At 70.7% G+C, this 17,436-nt stretch carries 9 protein-coding genes, 1 tRNA gene and 1 rRNA gene; 1 reads left to right on the top strand and 10 read right to left on the bottom strand.

What is annotated here, in order from left to right; translation table 11 throughout:
• Positions 1 to 65: 65 nt before the first annotated feature.
• From ACH4S9_RS22315 to ACH4S9_RS22285, 7 genes are all read right to left on the bottom strand, one after another.
• Entirely contained in the window at positions 66 to 599 is a 534-nt protein-coding gene (locus tag ACH4S9_RS22315; RefSeq protein ID WP_385342247.1) for a CinA family protein, read from the bottom strand.
• A complete protein-coding gene (pgsA, locus tag ACH4S9_RS22310; RefSeq protein ID WP_398373664.1) occupies positions 596 to 1,240 on the bottom strand; it encodes a CDP-diacylglycerol--glycerol-3-phosphate 3-phosphatidyltransferase in 645 nt (214 codons plus the stop codon). The genes ACH4S9_RS22315 and pgsA overlap by 4 nt, the downstream gene beginning before the upstream one ends.
• Positions 1,237 to 2,811: a 30S ribosomal protein S12 methylthiotransferase RimO gene (gene rimO / locus ACH4S9_RS22305; protein WP_311723837.1), complete on the bottom strand. Its 1,575-nt coding sequence runs from the start codon at positions 2,809 to 2,811 to the stop codon at positions 1,237 to 1,239. The genes pgsA and rimO overlap by 4 nt, the downstream gene beginning before the upstream one ends.
• 63 nt (positions 2,812 to 2,874) lie before the next feature.
• The gene (locus ACH4S9_RS22300; RefSeq protein WP_398373663.1) at positions 2,875 to 3,717 is read right to left on the bottom strand and encodes a helix-turn-helix domain-containing protein; all 843 of its coding nucleotides are present in this window, start codon (positions 3,715 to 3,717) and stop codon (positions 2,875 to 2,877) included.
• Between the two features lie 190 nt (positions 3,718 to 3,907).
• The gene (locus ACH4S9_RS22295) at positions 3,908 to 6,772 is read right to left on the bottom strand and encodes a DNA translocase FtsK (protein WP_398373662.1); all 2,865 of its coding nucleotides are present in this window, start codon (positions 6,770 to 6,772) and stop codon (positions 3,908 to 3,910) included.
• A 173-nt stretch (positions 6,773 to 6,945) separates the two neighbouring features.
• Positions 6,946 to 7,623 carry a response regulator gene (locus ACH4S9_RS22290; RefSeq protein ID WP_311723842.1) on the bottom strand — a complete coding sequence of 226 codons (678 nt, stop codon included), beginning with the start codon at positions 7,621 to 7,623 and terminating at the stop codon, positions 6,946 to 6,948.
• Positions 7,624 to 7,897: 274 nt separating this feature from the next.
• Complete coding sequence (locus ACH4S9_RS22285; protein WP_311723843.1) at positions 7,898 to 13,450, bottom strand: HAMP domain-containing protein; 5,553 nt, start codon at positions 13,448 to 13,450, stop codon at positions 7,898 to 7,900.
• Between the two features lie 253 nt (positions 13,451 to 13,703).
• On the opposite strand from ACH4S9_RS22285, the gene ACH4S9_RS22280 reads away from it, so the two are divergent.
• A complete protein-coding gene (locus ACH4S9_RS22280; RefSeq protein ID WP_311723892.1) occupies positions 13,704 to 16,328 on the top strand; it encodes a SpoIIE family protein phosphatase in 2,625 nt (874 codons plus the stop codon).
• 75 nt (positions 16,329 to 16,403) lie between these two features.
• On the opposite strand, the gene ACH4S9_RS22275 is transcribed toward ACH4S9_RS22280, so the two are convergent.
• From ACH4S9_RS22275 to rrf, 3 genes are all read right to left on the bottom strand, one after another.
• A tRNA-Thr gene (locus tag ACH4S9_RS22275) sits at positions 16,404 to 16,476 on the bottom strand.
• Between the two features lie 66 nt (positions 16,477 to 16,542).
• Positions 16,543 to 17,241, bottom strand: a complete 699-nt coding sequence (locus tag ACH4S9_RS22270; RefSeq protein ID WP_311723844.1) for a DegT/DnrJ/EryC1/StrS family aminotransferase — start codon at positions 17,239 to 17,241, stop codon at positions 16,543 to 16,545.
• 108 nt (positions 17,242 to 17,349) lie between these two features.
• Positions 17,350 to 17,436: ribosomal RNA gene (gene rrf / locus ACH4S9_RS22265) — 5S ribosomal RNA — on the bottom strand; the annotation flags it as partial.

The following is a 17,436-nucleotide window of genomic DNA, read 5'->3' as shown; positions in this document are numbered from 1 at the left end:
CACCGTACCGCCTCTTGCTGCGCCCGTGCGGGGAGCGATGTCGTGTTCACTCAGGGCTGCAAACATCAAATCCCCCCGCGTTGTTCCGTATCCTGTGCCCTCGCCGTCGCGATCAATTCTCTCAACAGCAGCTTGACCGCCGCCTCCACGGTTTGTCGACGGATTCCGGCGCGGTCTCCGGACAGCCGCAGCGCCACCGCGGCGGCCGCGCCCGAAGGCCCCGCCACCGCCACATGGACCGTACCCACGGGCTGCCCGTCCTGCGGTGTGGGCCCCGCCACACCGGTGGTCGCCACGCCCCAGTCCGCACCCAGGGCCCGCCGTACACCCCCCGCCATCTGCCGGGCGACCTCCGCGTCCACCGCCCCCCGGGCATCGAGCAGGGGCCCGTCGACGCCCAGTACGTCCCGCTTGAGATCGGTGGCGTACGCGGTGACCGAGCCGCGGAAGGAGCGGGACGCACCCGGCACATCCGTCAGCTCGGCGGCCAGCAGCCCCCCGGTCAGCGATTCGGCGACGGCGACGGTCTGCCCGCGCTCCTCCAGCAGCCCCAGCGCCTCGGCCGCGCCTCCCCCGCTTCCCCCGTGCCCCCGGTTCACCCCACGGACTCCCGCCCCGCCCGCTCCGCGGCCAGCCCGGCCCGGCGCAGCACGACCGCCTGGCGGACGTAGTCGAGGCCGGTGAGCACGGTGAGCGCCACCGCCACGGCCATCATCCAGAACCTCAGGGTGGCCAGCGGCCCGGTCATCACCAGGATGTACATGCCCACCGCGGTGCCCTGCGCGAGCGTCTTCATCTTGCCGCCCCGGCTGGCCGGGATCACGCCGTGCTTGATCACCCAGAAGCGCATCAGTGTGATCCCGATCTCACGGAAGAGGATCACGCCGGTGACCCACCACGGGAGGTCGGACAGGGCCGACAGACAGATCAGCGCGGCGCCCATGATCGCCTTGTCCGCGATCGGATCGGCGATCTTGCCGAAGTCGGTGACCAGGTTGTACCGGCGGGCCAGGTGCCCGTCGAAGAGGTCGGTGATCATGGCGATGGCGAAGGCGGCCCAGGCGAAGGAGCGCCAGACCGGGTCGTACCCGCCGTTGTGCAGCATCAACAGCACGAACCCGGGCACGAGGACCAGCCGGACCATGGTGAGGATGTTGGCGATGTTCCACAGCCCGGCGGGCCGGACGGCCGCGGCCGTCCGGCTGTGCCCCCCCGCGGCGGAGGCCGGGACTCCGCTCATCTGCCAGCCTCCTCGGAACACGCGCCGCCCTCCAGCGCCTCCCCCTGTTCCAGCACCTCGGCGACCAGGTCCACACCCTCCGTCGCCACCACCTTCGCCGTGACCAGCTGCCCCACCGCGGGCCCGCGGCCGCCCCCGGGCAGGGTCAGCAGCGTCTGGCCGTCGGTCTCCGGCGCCTGGTGGGCGGCGCGCCCCACCAGGGCTCTCTCGCCGTCCACAGCATCATCCGCGTCCACGGCCTCACCGGGCTCTTCGGCGTCGACTGTGGTCGTCTCCTCGACCAGCACCTCGACCACCTCGCCCAGCCGCTCCTCCGCCCGCTGCGCGGTGAGCTCCTCGGCCAGCCGCGAGATGTGCGCCAGCCGCTCGGCGACCTCGTCGGGGTCGAGCTTGTCCTCGTAGGTCGCGGCCTCGGTGCCTTCCTCATCCGAGTAGCCGAACACGCCGATGGCATCCAGCCGGGCCGCGCCGAGGAACCGCTCCAGCTCGGCCAGGTCGTCCTCGGTCTCGCCGGGGAAGCCGACGATGAAGTTGGACCGGACGCCCGCCTGCGGCGCCCTGGCCCGGATCCGGTCGAGCAGCTCCAGGAAGCGGTCGGTGTCCCCGAAGCGGCGCATCGCGCGCAGCACCGAGGGGGCGGAGTGCTGGAAGGACAGGTCGAAGTACGGCGCGACCTTCTCGGTCGAGGTCAGCACGTCGATCAGCCCGGGCCGCATCTCGGCGGGCTGTAGATAGCTGACCCGGATCCGCTCGATGCCGTCCACCGCGGCCAGCTCGGGCAGCAGCGTCTCCAGCAGCCGGATGTCCCCGAGGTCCTTGCCGTAGGAGGTGTTGTTCTCGGAGACCAGCATGATCTCCTTCACGCCCTGTTCCGCCAGCCAGCGCGTCTCGCCGAGCACATCGGAGGGTCTGCGCGAGATGAAGGACCCGCGGAAGGACGGGATGGCGCAGAAGGAGCACCGCCGGTCGCAGCCGGAGGCCAGCTTGACGGAGGCCACCGGGCTGGTCCCGAGTCTGCGGCGCAGCGGGGCCCGGGGGCCGGACGCCGGAGCCACCCCCGCCGGCAGGTCCTCGGGGGCCTGCGCGGCCTCGGCCTCGGTCTGCGCGTGGCCCGGCAGGGCGACCTCGGCGGCCCCCTGCCGCTCGGCCGGGCTGATCGGCAGCAGCTTGCGCCGGTCGCGCGGCGTGTGCGAGGCATGGACCCCGCCGGACAGGATGGTCCGCAGCCGGTCGGAGATATGGGCGTAGTCGTCGAAGCCGAGTACCCCGTCGGCCTCGGGCAGCGCCTCCGCCAGCTCTTTTCCGTACCGCTCGGCCATGCAGCCGACGGCGACCACGGCCTGGGTGCGGCCGTGGTCCTTCAGGTCGTTGGCCTCCAGCAGGGCGTCGACCGAGTCCTTTTTGGCCGCCTCGACGAAACCACAGGTGTTGACGACGGCGACATCCGCGTCGGCGGCTTCCTCGACGAGCTCCCAGCCGTCCGCCGCCAAGCGGCCTGCGAGCTCCTCCGAGTCCACCTCGTTACGGGCGCAGCCAAGAGTGACAAGGGCGACGGTACGGCGTTCGGACATGGGCTCAGACTACTTCGTCGCGCTGACACCTCCCGCTGCCAGGGCTCCCGTCCGGCTTCCCGCTCAGCCCGCCACGGGATCTCCCTTGGTGTAGCTCAGCCGCTGGACCTGTCCGTTGGCCGCCAGGTCCTTGACTTCCTTGCCGTTCACGAACAGCTTGATGGCCTGGGCGTTGCCGAGCACCAGGTCGATCCGCTTGCTGTCGCTGAAGGTCTTGGAGTCGCCCTGGCGCAGCAGCCCCTCGTGGATCAGCCGCCCGTTGTGGTCCTGGGCGGAGATCCAGCTCTGCCCGGCCTGCGCGGTCAGCTTGACCGTGACCTTGTCCGCCGGGACCCCCGCGATGGCGCCGTCATCGCCGCCGACGCCTTCGGTGGGCTCCGGCTTCTGGTCGGCCGACTTGGAGGGGGCGGGCTTGGTGCTGGGCGGGGTGGTGGACGGCTTGGCCGTCGTGGTCTCCTCGGCGACCGTGGAGCCGTCCTTCCCGTCCTCGCCGCTGAAAAGCGTGAAGCCGACGAATCCGACGACCGCGACGATCGCCGCGACCATGGCGGCCGTCCAGTTGGGGCGCCGGGGCTCGGGACGGATCCGCTCGGCTTCGAACACCGGCGCCGTCAGGGTGGGCACGGGGCGGCCGCCGTGCTCGTCGTCGTACTGGGCGACCAGGGCGTCCGGGTCGAGGCCCACGGCGCGGGCGAGCACACGGATGTGCCCCCGGGCGTAGACGTCGCCGCCGCATCGCGAGTAGTCGTCCTGCTCGATGCCTTGCACTATGGGAACGCGCACCCGGGTGGTGGTACTGACCTCGTCGACGGTCAGCCCCGCGGCGATGCGGGCCTGCTGGAGAGCACGGCCGACGGAAGGCCGGTCGTCTTCGGGGGAGTTGCCAGGAGAGTTGCCGATGGACACGGGGGCGCCTTTCGAGCGTGTAGCCACCTGCTGGAGGTTCAGTCTAGGGGTGGGGCGAAAGGGTCGGGCAAGCGGGAGGACGGAGTTTGTCCGCCATCAGGATTGCCGTATGACCGCGATCGTGGGACATCGCTCCGCCACCTCCCTCAACTTGACGTATCGGCAGGGGAAACGGTTGCCCTCCGATTCCTTATGGGTGAGCCTCCCCGCGGATCACCGCGAGCACTCCATCCAATTCATCCGGTTTGACCAGCACATCGCGCGCCTTGGAACCCTCGCTCGGGCCGACGACCCCCCGCGACTCCATGAGGTCCATCAGCCGCCCCGCCTTGGCGAAACCCACCCGCAGCTTGCGCTGGAGCATCGACGTCGACCCGAACTGTGTGGAAACGACCAGCTCAGCGGCCTGGCACAGCAGATCCAGGTCATCGCCGATCTCCTCGTCGATCTCCTTCTTCTGCGCCGTCCCGACGGTGACGTCCTCGCGGAAGACGGGCGCCATCTGAGCCTTGCAGTGCTCGACGACGGCGGCGACCTCCTCCTCCGTGACGAAGGCGCCCTGCATCCGGACCGGCTTGCTCGCGCCCATCGGCAGGAACAGGCTGTCGCCCTTGCCGATCAGCTTCTCGGCCCCGGCCTGGTCCAGGATCACCCGGCTGTCGGCCAGCGAGGAGGTGGCGAAGGCGAGCCGTGAGGGCACGTTCGCCTTGATCAGGCCGGTGACGACGTCCACGGAGGGCCGCTGGGTGGCCAGCACCAGATGGATGCCCGCAGCGCGGGCCAGCTGGGTGATACGGACGATCGAGTCCTCGACGTCCCGGGGCGCCACCATCATCAGGTCAGCGAGCTCGTCGACGATCACCAGCAGATACGGGTAGGGCTTGAGCTCGCGCTCGCTCCCCTCGGGCAGCTTCACCTTGCCGGCGCGGACCGCCGCGTTGAAGTCGTCCAGGTGCCGGAAGCCGAACGCCGCGAGGTCGTCGTAGCGCAGGTCCATCTCCCGTACGACCCACTGGAGGGCCTCGGCGGCGCGCTTGGGGTTGGTGATGATCGGCGTGATCAGGTGCGGGATGCCCTCGTACGCGGTCAGCTCCACGCGCTTGGGGTCGACCAGCACCATCCGCACGTCGTCCGGGGTGGCGCGCGCCATGACCGAGGTGATCAGACAGTTGATGCAGGACGACTTTCCGGAGCCGGTGGCGCCGGCCACCAGCACATGGGGCATGGCCGCCAGGTTGTGCGAGACATAGCCGCCCTCGACGTCCTTGCCGAGCGCGACGATCATCGGGTGGTCGTCGCCGGAGGCCTCGGCCGAGCGCAGCACGTCCCCCAGCCGGACCATCTCGCGGTCGCTGTTGGGGATCTCGATGCCGACCGCGGACTTGCCGGGGATCGGGCTGATGATCCGCACGTCGGGGCTGGCGACCGCGTAGGCGATGTTCTTGGTCAGCGCCGTGATCCGCTCGACCTTCACGGCCGGGCCCAGCTCCACCTCGTAGCGGGTGACCGTCGGGCCGCGGGTGAAGCCGGTGACGGACGCGTCCACCTTGAACTCGGAGAAGACGTTCGACAGCGAGGCCACCACCGCGTCGTTGGCCGGGCTGCGGGTCTTGCCGGGGCCGCCGCGCTCCAGCAGCTCCAGCGAGGGCAGGGCATAGGTGATGTCGCCGGAGAGCTGGAGCTGCTCGGCGCGCGGCGGCAGCGGCTCGGAGTGCTCGGGCGCGGGCCGGGTCAGGTCGGGGACGACGGCCGCCCGCTCCTCACCGGCACCCTCCGCCCGACCGGACCGCTTCCGCTTCCCCGCCGGGGCGCCCGGTGCGCCGGGCTGCCCGGAGTCGCGCGCCCCCGGGACCCCGCCCGTGTCGGAGTCGGCGCCCCGGTCGGTGGAGATCCCGTTGCTGAGCCCGGCGACCAGCGGTGAGGGCTGGACGCCGTGCAGCACCGCCCCGTCCAGGGCCGCGGCCGCCGCGGCCGCGACATCCACGGCGTCCATCGGGCGGTCGAGCGGCGGCTGCGCGGACGGCGCGCGGCGCGGACGGCGGCGCTTGCGCAGCGCCTCCTCCTCGGCCCGCTCCGGGTCGCCCGCGCCCTGCGGGCCCCCCTTGTCCAGCGAGGCCCGCCGAGGCCGTCTGGCGGGCGTCTCGCGCCATTCCTCGGCGTACTCCCCGGCGTCGTCCCACTCGTAGGCCTCGTAGGCCGCGTAGCCGTCGTCGTCGGCCGGGTAGCCGGCGGGACGCTCCCGCACCAGGCCGAGTTTGGAGGCGAGCAGGCGCAGCCGCTGCGGGATGGCGGCGACGGGCGTCGCGGTCACCACCAGCAGCCCGAAGACGGTGAGCAGCACCAGCAGCGGTACGGCCAGCACCTCGCCCATCGCGACGATCAGCGGCCGGGACGCGGCCCACCCGATGAGGCCGCCCGCGTCCTGGATCGCCTGGGTGCCCTGGCCGCGCCCCGGCGCCCCGCAGGCGATGTGGACCTGGCCGAGGATGCCGATCACCAGAGCGGACAGCCCGATGACGATCCGTCCGTTCGCCTCCGGCTTCTCGGGGTGGAGGATCAGGCGGACCGCGATGGCGCCCAGCAGTATCGGCACGACCAGGTCGAGCCGCCCGAACGCGCCGGTGACCAGCACCTCGACCAGGTCACCGACCGGCCCCTGGAGATTGGACCAGGTGCCGACCGCGACGATCAGGGCCAGGGCGAACAACAGCAGCGCGCTGCCGTCCTTGCGGTGGGCCGGGTCCAGCCCCTTCGCGCCGCGCCGTATGCCACCGAACAGCGCCGCGAGGCCACGCGCCAGGCCCATCCAGACGGCGCGCGCCGCGCGGAACACCCCACTGGTGGGGTTCGGCGCCGGCTTGGGCGGCGCGGCCTTGGCGGCGGCCTTCTTCGGCGCGGCCTTCTTCGCGGGCGCGGCGGACTTCTTGGCGGGCGCCTTCTTGGCAGCCGCCTTCTTCGCGGGTGCCTTCTTGGCTGCGCCCCCGGACTGCCCGGCGCGCTTCTTCGAGGTGCCCGCCGTGCTCTGGGAACCCTTGCCGGACGTACGAGAGGCCATGGAGGCGAGATTACCCGCGTCCGCCGTACGGAGCACGCATACCGCGGGGCCAGGCGTCACCCAGGCCACACCGGTGACCGCCCCGGCGGCCGTGGCGGGCGGCGGGTGCGCGGTGACAGCGCGTCAGGGCGACGGGACGTCACAAACCCCGGGGCGCGGGACGGATGGGCCGCTCAGCCCTGCGGCGGCAGCTGGCCCGCCCCACCGCCCGCGCCGGGCTCCAGCGCGTCCAGCGCCCGCCGCAGCCCGGTCAGCTTGCGCTCCAGATGGGCGGCGGTGGCCACGGCGGCCGCGTCCGCGGACTCATCCAGCTGCTTCGACAGCGCCTCGGCCTGCTCCTCCACCGCGGCCAGCCGCGCGGACAGCTCGGCCAGCAGCCCCGCCGACTCCTTCGCGTCCTCGCCGCCGGACTGGCCGCCCTCCAACTGGAGCCGCAACAGCGAGGCCTGCTCCCTCAGCTGGCAGTTCTTCATGTAGAGGTCGACGAACACCGAGACCTTCGCGCGCAGCACCCACGGGTCGAACGGCTTGGAGATGTAGTCGACCGCGCCCGCGGCATAGCCGCGGAAGGTGTGGTGCGGACCGTGATTGATCGCCGTGAGAAAGATGATCGGGATGTCGCGGGTCCGCTCCCGCCGCTTGATGTGCGCGGCGGTCTCGAAGCCATCCATCCCCGGCATTTGGACGTCCAGCAGGATCACCGCGAAGTCGTCCGTCAGCAGCGCCTTGAGCGCTTCCTCCCCTGACGATGCCCGTACCAGTGTCTGATCGAGCGCGGAGAGAATGGCCTCCAGCGCCAGCAGATTCTCCGGCCGATCATCGACCAGGAGGATCTTGGCCTTCTGCACCATGGCCCGTCCTCCTCGCCCCGGCATGGGGCCTCCCCTGCTCAAAGAGCTCGGGGAGGCGCCGGGCGCCGCCCCGGGGGACGACTCCCTTGCGCCGCCCGTCCTTGTGCCGGTCATGGTAGCCGCACCCCGCTGTTCGCCACACCCTGTCACCGCGATGTCACTGTGCACGTAGCAGAAACGCGGCGAGAGACCAGAAGGTTCCCCGGACACCGAGTTCCCACACGTGTTCGGCGACACTCAGTCAGCAGCCCTGTGGCGGCGCCGTTCCCGCCGGTCACTCCGCGCCCATCCACTCTTCCATAACGGCGAGGAGATGATCCGTGTCGACAGGCTTGGTCACATAATCCGACGCACCGGCCTCGATGCTCTTCTCCCGGTCGCCCTTCATCGCCTTCGCGGTGAGGGCGATGATCGGCAGCCCGGCGAACTGGGGCATCCGGCGGATCGCGGCCGTCGTGGCGTAACCGTCCATCTCCGGCATCATGATGTCCATCAGGACGAGCACCACGTCGTCGTGCTGCTCCAACACCTCGATGCCCTCCCGGCCGTTCTCGGCGTAGAGCACCTGGAGCCCGTGCTGCTCCAGCACGCTGGTGAGCGCGAACACATTGCGGATGTCGTCGTCGACGATGAGCACCTTCTCGCCGTGGAACCCGCCCGACGGCTCCGGCGCGACCAGGTCCTGACCACCCAGCAGCCAGGGCTCGGGCGCCTCCGGCCGCCGCGCCACCGGACGGCGGCCCGGCCGACTCACCGGCACCCCGCCGCCCATCGCCTCCTGCTCGGCCCGCTGACGGCGCCGGAAGCTCCCCGTGCCGCCGCGCGCCCGGTGCTGCGCCGCATGAGCGGCATGGGCCGCGTGCGCCGCGTGGACCGCCGAGACGTCCCGCATGGCCTCCCGCGCCTCCGGGGCGCGCTCCTCCGCCCCCTCCGCGCCGGTGTCCAGCACGGCCTCCAGGGCGAGCGCGCCATCGCCGCCGGGGCCGAGCTGCGGGTAGCCCTGGGGCGGCAGCCCGCTCGGGTGGAGCGGCAGGTACAGCGTGAAGGTCGAGCCACGGCCCGGCTCGCTGGCGGCGTGGATCTCACCGCCGAGCAGCCGGGCGATCTCCCGGCTGATGGACAGTCCGAGGCCGGTGCCGCCGTACTTGCGGCTGGTGGTGCCGTCGGCCTGCTTGAACGCCTCGAAGATGACCCGCATCTTGCTGGCCGCGATGCCGATACCGGTGTCGGTGACCGAGAACGCGATCATCTCGGCGTCCGGGTCGCGCAGCGCGCCGTGCTCCAGGAGCTGCTCCCGGATGCCGTCGGGCACATCCGGGCCCGCCGTCCTGATGACCAGCTCCACGGCCCCGGTGTCGGTGAACTTCACCGCGTTGGACAGCAGGTTGCGCAGCACCTGCAACAGCCGCTGCTCGTCGGTGTGCAGCGTCGCCGGCAGCTCCGGGGAGACCCGTACGGAGAAGTCCAGGCCCTTCTCCGCGGTCAGCGGCCTGAACGTCGCCTCCACATAGTCGACGAGCTGGATCAGGGCGATACGCGTCGGGCTGACGTCCATCTTGCCCGCCTCGACCTTCGACAGGTCCAGGATGTCGTTGATCAGCTGAAGCAGGTCCGAGCCCGCGCCGTGGATGGTCTCGGCGAACTCCACCTGCTTGGGCGAGAGATTGCCGTCGGCGTTGTCGGCCAGCAGCTTGGCGAGGATCAGCAGGGAGTTGAGCGGGGTGCGCAGCTCGTGCGACATGTTTGCCAGGAACTCGCTCTTGTAGCGCATCGAGACGGCGAGCTGCTCGGCGCGCTCCTCCAGCACCTGCCGGGCCTCTTCGATCTCGGTGTTCTTGACCTCGATGTCGCGGTTCTGCCGGGCCAGCAGTGCGGCCTTGTCCTCCAGCTCCGCGTTGGAGGCCTGGAGCGCCTTCTGCCGGTTCTCCAGCTCGGCCGACCGCTCGCGCAGCTGCTCGGTGAGCTCCTGCGACTGCATGAGCAGCACCTCCGTCTTGGTGTTGACGGCGATGGTGTTGACGCTGGTGCCGATCATCTCGGCGATCTGGCTGAGGAAGTCCTTCTGGATCTGGGTGAAGGGCTGGAAGGACGCCAGCTCGATCACGCCGAGGAGCTGGCCCTCGAACAGCACCGGAAGCACGATCACATTCGCCGGGGCGGCCTCGCCGAGGCCCGAGGAGATCCTCAGATAGTTCGGCGGCACCCGCTCGATCAGCACGGTGCGCTTCTCGACCGCGACCGTGCCGATGAGCGAGTCGCCCGGCCGGAAGGTCGTCGGCATGGTGCCCTTGGAGTAGCCGTAACTGCCGATCAGCCGCAGCTCGTACGCGTCCCCGTCGCCGTCGGCGCCGACCTCCACGCCCTCGTCGGTCGGCACCGCCAGGAAGAACGCGCCGTGCTGCGCGGAGACCACCGGGGTCAGCTCGCTCATGATCAGCCGGGCGACGTCCGCCAGGTCGCGCCGCCCCTGCATCAGACCGGAGATACGGGCCAGGTTGCCCTTGAGCCAGTCCTGCTCCTCGTTGGCGAGCGTCGTCTCGCGCAGGTTGGCGATCATGGTGTTGATGTGGTCCTGGAGGACCTGGATCTCGCCCGCGGCATCCACATCGATCTTGAGGTTGAGGTCGCCGCGGGTCACCGCGGTCGCGACCTCGGCGATGGCGCGCACCTGACGGGTCAGGTTGCCCGCCATCTCGTTCACGGACTCGGTCAGGTCCTTCCAGGTGCCGGCCACGTCCCGCACCCGCGCCTGGCCGCCCAACTGCCCCTCGGTGCCCACCTCGCGGGCCACCCGGGTGACCTGGTCGGCGAACGACGACAGCTGGTCCACCATCGTGTTGATGGTCGTCTTGAGCTCGAGGATCTCGCCCCGCGCCTCGATGTCGATCTTCTTCGTCAGGTCACCCTGGGCGATCGCCGTGGTGACCATCGCGATGTTGCGGACCTGCCCGGTCAGGTTGGACGCCATCGAGTTCACGGACTCGGTGAGGTCCTTCCACGTCCCCGAGACGCCGGGCACCCGCGCCTGGCCGCCGAGGATGCCGTCGGTGCCCACCTCGCGCGCCACGCGGGTGACCTCGTCCGCGAAGGACGACAGCGTCGTCACCATCGTGTTGACGGTGTCGGCGAGCGCCGCGACCTCGCCGCGCGCCTCGACCGTCACCTTCTTCGTCAGATCGCCGTTGGCGACCGCGGCCGAGACCTGGGAGATGTTGCGCACCTGAATGGTGAGGTTGTTCGCCATCAGGTTGACGTTGTTGCTCAGGTCCTTCCAGATGCCGGTCACGCCCGGCACTCGCGCCTGCCCGCCCAGCTGGCCCTCCGTACCCACCTCACGGGCCACCCGCGTGACCTGCTCGGCGAACGACGACAGCTGGTCCACCATCGTGTTCACGGTCGTGACGAGCTCCAGGATCTCGCCCTTGGCGTCGACCGTGATCTTCTTCGACAGATCGCCCTTGGCGACCGCCGTGGTCACCTCGGCGATGCTGCGCACCTGGGAGGTCAGATTGTCGGCCATGCCGTTCACGGACTGGGTGAGGTCCTTCCAGGTGCCGGAGACCCCCTGCACCTCGGCCTGCCCGCCCAACTGGCCCTCCGTGCCCACCTCGCGGGCCACCCTGGTGACCTCCTCGGCGAAGGAGGACAGCTGGTCGACCATGGTGTTGAGGGTGTTCTTCAGCTCCAGGATCTCGCCGCGGGCGTCCACCTCGATCTTCTGCGACAGGTCACCGCGCGCCACCGCCGTGGCGACCTGCGCGATGCTGCGGACCTGAGCGGTCAGATTGCCCGCCATGCTGTTCACCGAGTCGGTCAGATCGCGCCAGACGCCCGCGACGCCGGGCACCCGCGCCTGCCCGCCCAGCCGGCCCTCCGTGCCCACCTCGCGGGCGACCCTGGTCACCTGCTCGGCGAAGTCGGAGAGCTGATCGACCATCGTGTTGATGGTGTTCTTCAGTTCGAGGATCTCACCCCGCGCGTCGACCTCGATCTTCTGCGACAGATCGCCGCGCGCGACCGCCGTCGTCACCTGCGCGATCCCGCGCACCTGCGATGTCAGGTTGCCCGCCATGGAGTTGACGGAGTCTGTCAGGTCCTTCCAGGTGCCGCTGACGCCGTCCACCCGGGCCTGCCCGCCCAGCCGGCCCTCGGTGCCCACGTCCCGGGCCATCCGCGTGACCTGGTCGGCGAAGGACGACAGCTGATCCACCATCGTGTTCACGGTGTTCTTCAACTGGAGCATCTCGCCGGAGACGTCCACGGTGACCTTCTGCGACAGGTCGCCGTTGGCGACCGCCGTCGTCACCTCTGCGATGTTGCGCACCTGTCCGGTGAGGTTACGGAACGCGGTGTTCACCGAATCGGTGAGATCCTTCCACGTACCCGCCACACCCGGCACCTGCGCCTGACCGCCCAGCTCACCCTCGACGCCGATCTCCCGCGCCACCCGCGTCACCTCGACGCCGAAGGACTGGAGCTGGTCCACCATCGTGTTGACGGTGTTCTTCAGCTCCAGCATCTCGCCGGCCACATCGACCGTGACCTTCTGCGACAGATCGCCGTTCGCCACCGCCGTCGTCACCTGCGCGATGTCCCGCACCTGCGCGGTGAGGTTACGGAACGCGGTGTTCACCGAATCGGTGAGATCCTTCCACGTGCCCGCCGCACCCGGCACCTGCGCCTGACCGCCCAGCAGGCCCTCGGCCCCGACCTCGCTGGCCACCCGCGTCACCTCGTCCGCGAAGGTGCGCAGCGTCTCGGTCATGGTGTTGATCGTCTCGGCGAGCTGGGCGACCTCGCCGCGCGCGCTCACCGTCACCTTCTGCGACAGATCGCCATTGGCGACCGCCGTGGTGACCTGGGCGATCCCGCGCACCTGGGCGGTGAGGTTCCCGGCCATCAGGTTGACCGAGTCCGTCAGGTCCTTCCACACCCCCGCCACGCCGGGGACCTTCGCCTGACCGCCCAGCTCGCCCTCGGTGCCCACCTCACGAGCGACCCGGGTCACCTCCGAGGCGAAGGACGAGAGCTGATCCACCATCGTGTTGACGGTGTTCTTCAGTTCGAGCATCTCCCCGGCCACATGAACCGTGACCTTCCGGGACAGATCACCCTTGGCCACCGCCGTGGTCACGAGAGCGATGTCACGTACCTGGGCGGTGAGCCGGGACGCCATCGTGTTGACGGACTCCGTGAGGTCCTTCCACGAGCCGGACATCCCGCGCACCCGGGCCTGGCCGCCGAGCTTGCCCTCCGTGCCCACCTCGCTGGCCACCCGCGTCACCTCGTCGGTGAACGCGGACAGCTGATCCACCAGGCCGTTGACCGTACGGCCCACCTTGAGGAACTCCCCGCGCAGCGGATGCGCCGATCCGTCCGCCCCCTGCGAGCGCAGATCCATCCGCTGCTCCAAGTCGCCCTCGGCGACCGCCGACAGCACCCGGCCGACCTCGGAGACGGGGCGCACGAGATCGTCCACCAGCGCATTGGAGGCATCGATAGCCGCGGCCCACGAGCCCTCGCACGCCCCCATCTCCAGCCGCTCCGTGAGCTTCCCCTCACGCCCGACCACCCGCCGCACCCGCGCCAGCTCGCCCGTGAGCTGGAGATTTCGGTCCGCGACCTCGTTGAAAACCGCCGCGATCTCGGACATCACACCATCGCCCGAGACCGTCAGACGCTTGCGGAAGTTCCCGTCCCGCATGGCCGTCATCGCCGTCAGCAGGCGGTGCAGGGCCGCCGTGTCCACTTCAGTCGTCCCATTGCTCCGGGACCGTCCGCCTTTCGCGCGCGTGCTCGTGCCTCGCGTCGCAGCGCCAGACTCCACCGTGTCCCTCCCGCAGGGTCGACCATCCTCGTCGGGTTCTTCTTCCAGCTTGCCCAGTGTTTCACCCCGTCCCAACCAGGCCATAACAGTTCGGCACCATCGCACACCCCCGAGAGCACACTCTGGGTGGAATCAACCCCCACCGGCGTTCGCGGAAGCGGTCGAGGTAAGTAACCTGGCATCCGGCCAGGCATCGGAGGGGCGCTGCGACATGGGTGAGCAGATCGCCGAGACAACACGCATGAGGAGACCTGTGATCACCGCGCGGGCAGCCGCCACCTTCGAGCCGGTGGGACGCTCGGTCGCCTCCGCCCGTACCTTTGTCCGCGACACCCTCCAGGGATGGGGCCTCACCGACATCGTCGATGACGCCGTCGTCCTGACCAGCGAGTTGGTCACCAACGCGGTCGTCCACTCCGGCACCACCGCCGACGTCGTGTGCATCCGCGCCGACGGCGGCGCCCGCATCGAGGTCACCGACCGCTACCCGGAGCGCGAACTCCCGCTCCAGACCACCAGCTCCCCCATCGGCAACCCCGACCGCGAGGGCGGCCGCGGCCTGCTCCTGTGCGCCGCGCTCGCCTCCCGCTGGGGCGTCGAGTACACGGCCACCCACAAGCAGGTCTGGTTCCACCTCGAGTTCCCGGACCGCCCGGCCGGCACCCGCTCGGCCGGCCCCGCCCTGCCCACCGACGCCCTGCCCGTCACCGAAACCCGGATCCGCGTCGCGGTCACCCAGATCGACCGCACCGGCGTCATCAGCGCCTGGAACGATGACGCGCAGGAACTGTTCGGCTACGCCCCGGAACAGATCGTCGGCAAGCCCCTCACCGACCTCGCGGCCTGGCCGCACACCCCCGGCACCGGCACCGGAGTCGCCGAGGCCCTTCAGCTCTCCCGCTGGGAGGGCTCGTACGGCATCAGGGGCGCCGACGGCCGCGTCATCCCCGTGTACGCCTCCCACCTCCGCGTCCGCGACGCCGACGGCGATCCGTCCACCGTCTGCCTGCTGGTGCGCGAGCGGGAGCGCGCGGTGCTCCAGAGCCCGCAGCGCGGCCCCGGGCCCGACGCCGCCGACATGGCCGAGCGCGGCACGGCCGCCGACGCCTTCGAGGTCTCCCTCGGCTCGCCCGCCCCCGACGACCTCGACGGGCTGCTCCAGCGCACCGTCGAGCGCGCCCGCGACATGCTCGACGGAGACGCCGCCTATCTGCTGCTCGCCACCGACGACGAGACCGAGCTGGAGGTCCGCGCCTCCACCGGGCTCACCTCGGCACGCCAGCGCTTCGCCCGCGTCCCCGTCGAGGCCGGCACCGGCCGCTACGGCTCCGCCCGGATGCCCGCCGTCCACGAGGATCTGTCCGTCGTGCCCGGCGCCGTCCCGCTCCTCGCCAACACCGGCCTGCGCTCGGTCGTCACCGTCCCGCTGAAGGTCGAGGGCCGGCTCACCGGCTCGCTCGGCGTCGCCGCCGAGGCCCCCGCCCGCTACAGCAACGAGGAGGCACTGCGGCTTCAGTTCGCCGCCGACCGCATCGCGCTCGCTGTCGAACGCGCCCGCCTCACCGAGCTGGAGCGGCTGCGCCGCAACTCCCTCTCCTTCCTCGTCGAGGCCTCCGATCTGCTCGCCGGAACCCTCGACCGCGACCAGACGCTCGCCCTCATGGCCCAGATGACCGTGCCCACGCTGGCCAACTGGTGCGCCGTCTACACCGTGGCCGACCCCGCCTCCGACCCCGAACTCTCCTACGTCCTGCACGAGGACGAAGAGCGCATCGACGGCCTCAAGGCCCTGCTGACGAAGATCGACCCGCCCGAGCAGGTCCGCACCGGCGGCGCCCGCCTGTGGACCGCCCCCTCCCAGGCCGCCCACGCCGCGGCGCTGCGGACCTCACTGCGCGGCCTCAGCCTCGGCGACGCCGCCCGCCCGTCCTCGGGCCCCAGCGCCTCGCTCGCCACCGCCTCGGCGGTCGGCGGCGAGACCGTGGTGCTGCCGCTGGTCGCCCGCAACCGCGTCATCGGCATGCTCACCCTCGGCAAGTCCACCGACGGCCACTTCCGCCAGGAGAACCTGGAGCTCGCCGAAGACCTCTCCCGCAGGGCGGCCCTCGCTCTCGACAACGCCCGGCTGTACTCCGAGCGCACCGCCATCAGCCAGTCCCTCCAGCGCAGCCTGCTGCCGCCCGAACTGCCCGATGTCTCCGGCGTGGAGGTCGAGGTCATCTACCGCGCGGCGGGCGAGGGCAACGAGGTCGGCGGAGACTTCTACGACCTCTTCCCGATCAGCGACGGCGCGTACGGCTTCGCCATCGGCGACGTCTGCGGCACCGGCCCGGAGGCCGCCGCGGTCACCGGCCTCGCCCGGCACGCCCTGCGCCTCCTCGCCCGCGAGGGCTTCGGCGGCCCGGCGGTGCTGGAGCGCCTCAACGCCGCCATCCTCGACGAGGGCGCCCGCAGCCGCTTTCTGACGCTCCTTTACGGGGAGCTGTGGCCCCAGGAGGACGGCAGCGCCCTGCTGAAGGTCGTCTGCGCGGGCCATCCGCTGCCGCTGCGGCTCCGCCAGGACGGCACCGTGGAGGCCGCGGCCGAGCCCCAGCCGCTGCTCGGCGTGATGGACGACCTCGAACTGTACGAGCAGACCGTCACCCTCGCGCCGGGCGATGTCCTGCTGTGCGTCACCGACGGCGTGACCGAGCGCCGCGAGGGCGGCCGGATGCTCGGCGACGACGGCCTCATCGACGTACTGACAACCTGCACGGGTCTTACGGCGGGCGCGGTGGCCTCCCGAGTGCTGCGCGCCGTCGAGCGCTTCGCGGCCCAGCCGCCGTCCGACGACATGGCGATCCTCGCCATGCGCGTCCCCGAGCCGCAGGACTCCTGAGCAACCCTCAGAAATCATCCGAGACATGACTAAGGCCCCCGCCGATCGGCGAGGGCCTTGTGCCGTGAAATGGAGAGCCCCAATACGGAATCGAACCGTAGACCTTCTCCTTACCATGGAGACGCTCTGCCGACTGAGCTATTGGGGCGCGTCGACGGAATAAATCATACCCCGAAGATCAGGGTGCTCCGTACCGCCGCCCCAACGGCCACGGTTAAGCCGCCACCTGGAGAACCCCGCCGAGCGCATTGCAGGCGGAGACCACACGCTGCAACTCCCGCCGGGACATTGTCGCGTCGACGGGCAGCGCCAGACATTCATCGGCGGCCCGCTCGGTCTCCGCGAGCCACAAGTCCCGCCGGAACCGCGCGGTGCGATGAGCCGGCGTCTGTACGGGGACATGGCACACCACACCGCGGGAACGCAGCGTACGGGCGAAGGCGTCACGGTCCGGCCTGCCATTGCCCGGCACACGCACCACGTACTGCTGATAGGTGTGCTGGGCCCCCGGAGCCACCCGCGGAATGACCACGCCGCGCAATTTCCCGTCCAGATAAGCCGCGTTCGCCTGCCGTCGCAGTATCTCCGAGGCCGGCTCGGGCCGCGCCCCGTACTCGATGACGGCCAGACCGTGCCGCCTGCCGAGTTCTCCGAGGCGAACCATGTCGGCGGGGTGGCCGAAGGTGTGCACCGCGATGACGGCGACGGTCTGGGGCGTGAGCGCCTCCGCGACCGCGGCCGGGTCTATGCAGAAGGTATTGGCCTCGATGTCCACGAACACCGGCCGGGCCCCGGCCAGCAGCACCGCTTCCGCGGCCTCGGCGGTGCCGTACGACGGCACCACCACCTCGTCACCCGGTCGTACGCCCGACCTGGTGAGCTCTTGCAACAGCTCGTCCGCAGGAGTCCCCATGACTGGCATCGTGCCCAGGCAACATGAACACCGAGTGGCCCGCAGCGCAACAAAAAGAGAGCTCTGTCGGGAAACAAAGTTCCTGACAGAGCTCTCTCTGTAAAAATTGTTCGGCGGCGTCCTACTCTCCCACAGGGTCCCCCCTGCAGTACCATCGGCGCTGAAAGGCTTAGCTTCCGGGTTCGGAATGTAACC

The sequence above is a fragment of the Streptomyces sp. NPDC021225 genome (assembly GCF_044332865.1).
In the GTDB taxonomy this organism is placed as follows: Bacteria; Actinomycetota; Actinomycetes; order Streptomycetales; family Streptomycetaceae; genus Streptomyces.
Note: the sequence above shows the minus strand (reverse complement) of the source record. Positions and strands in the feature narration are given on the sequence as shown.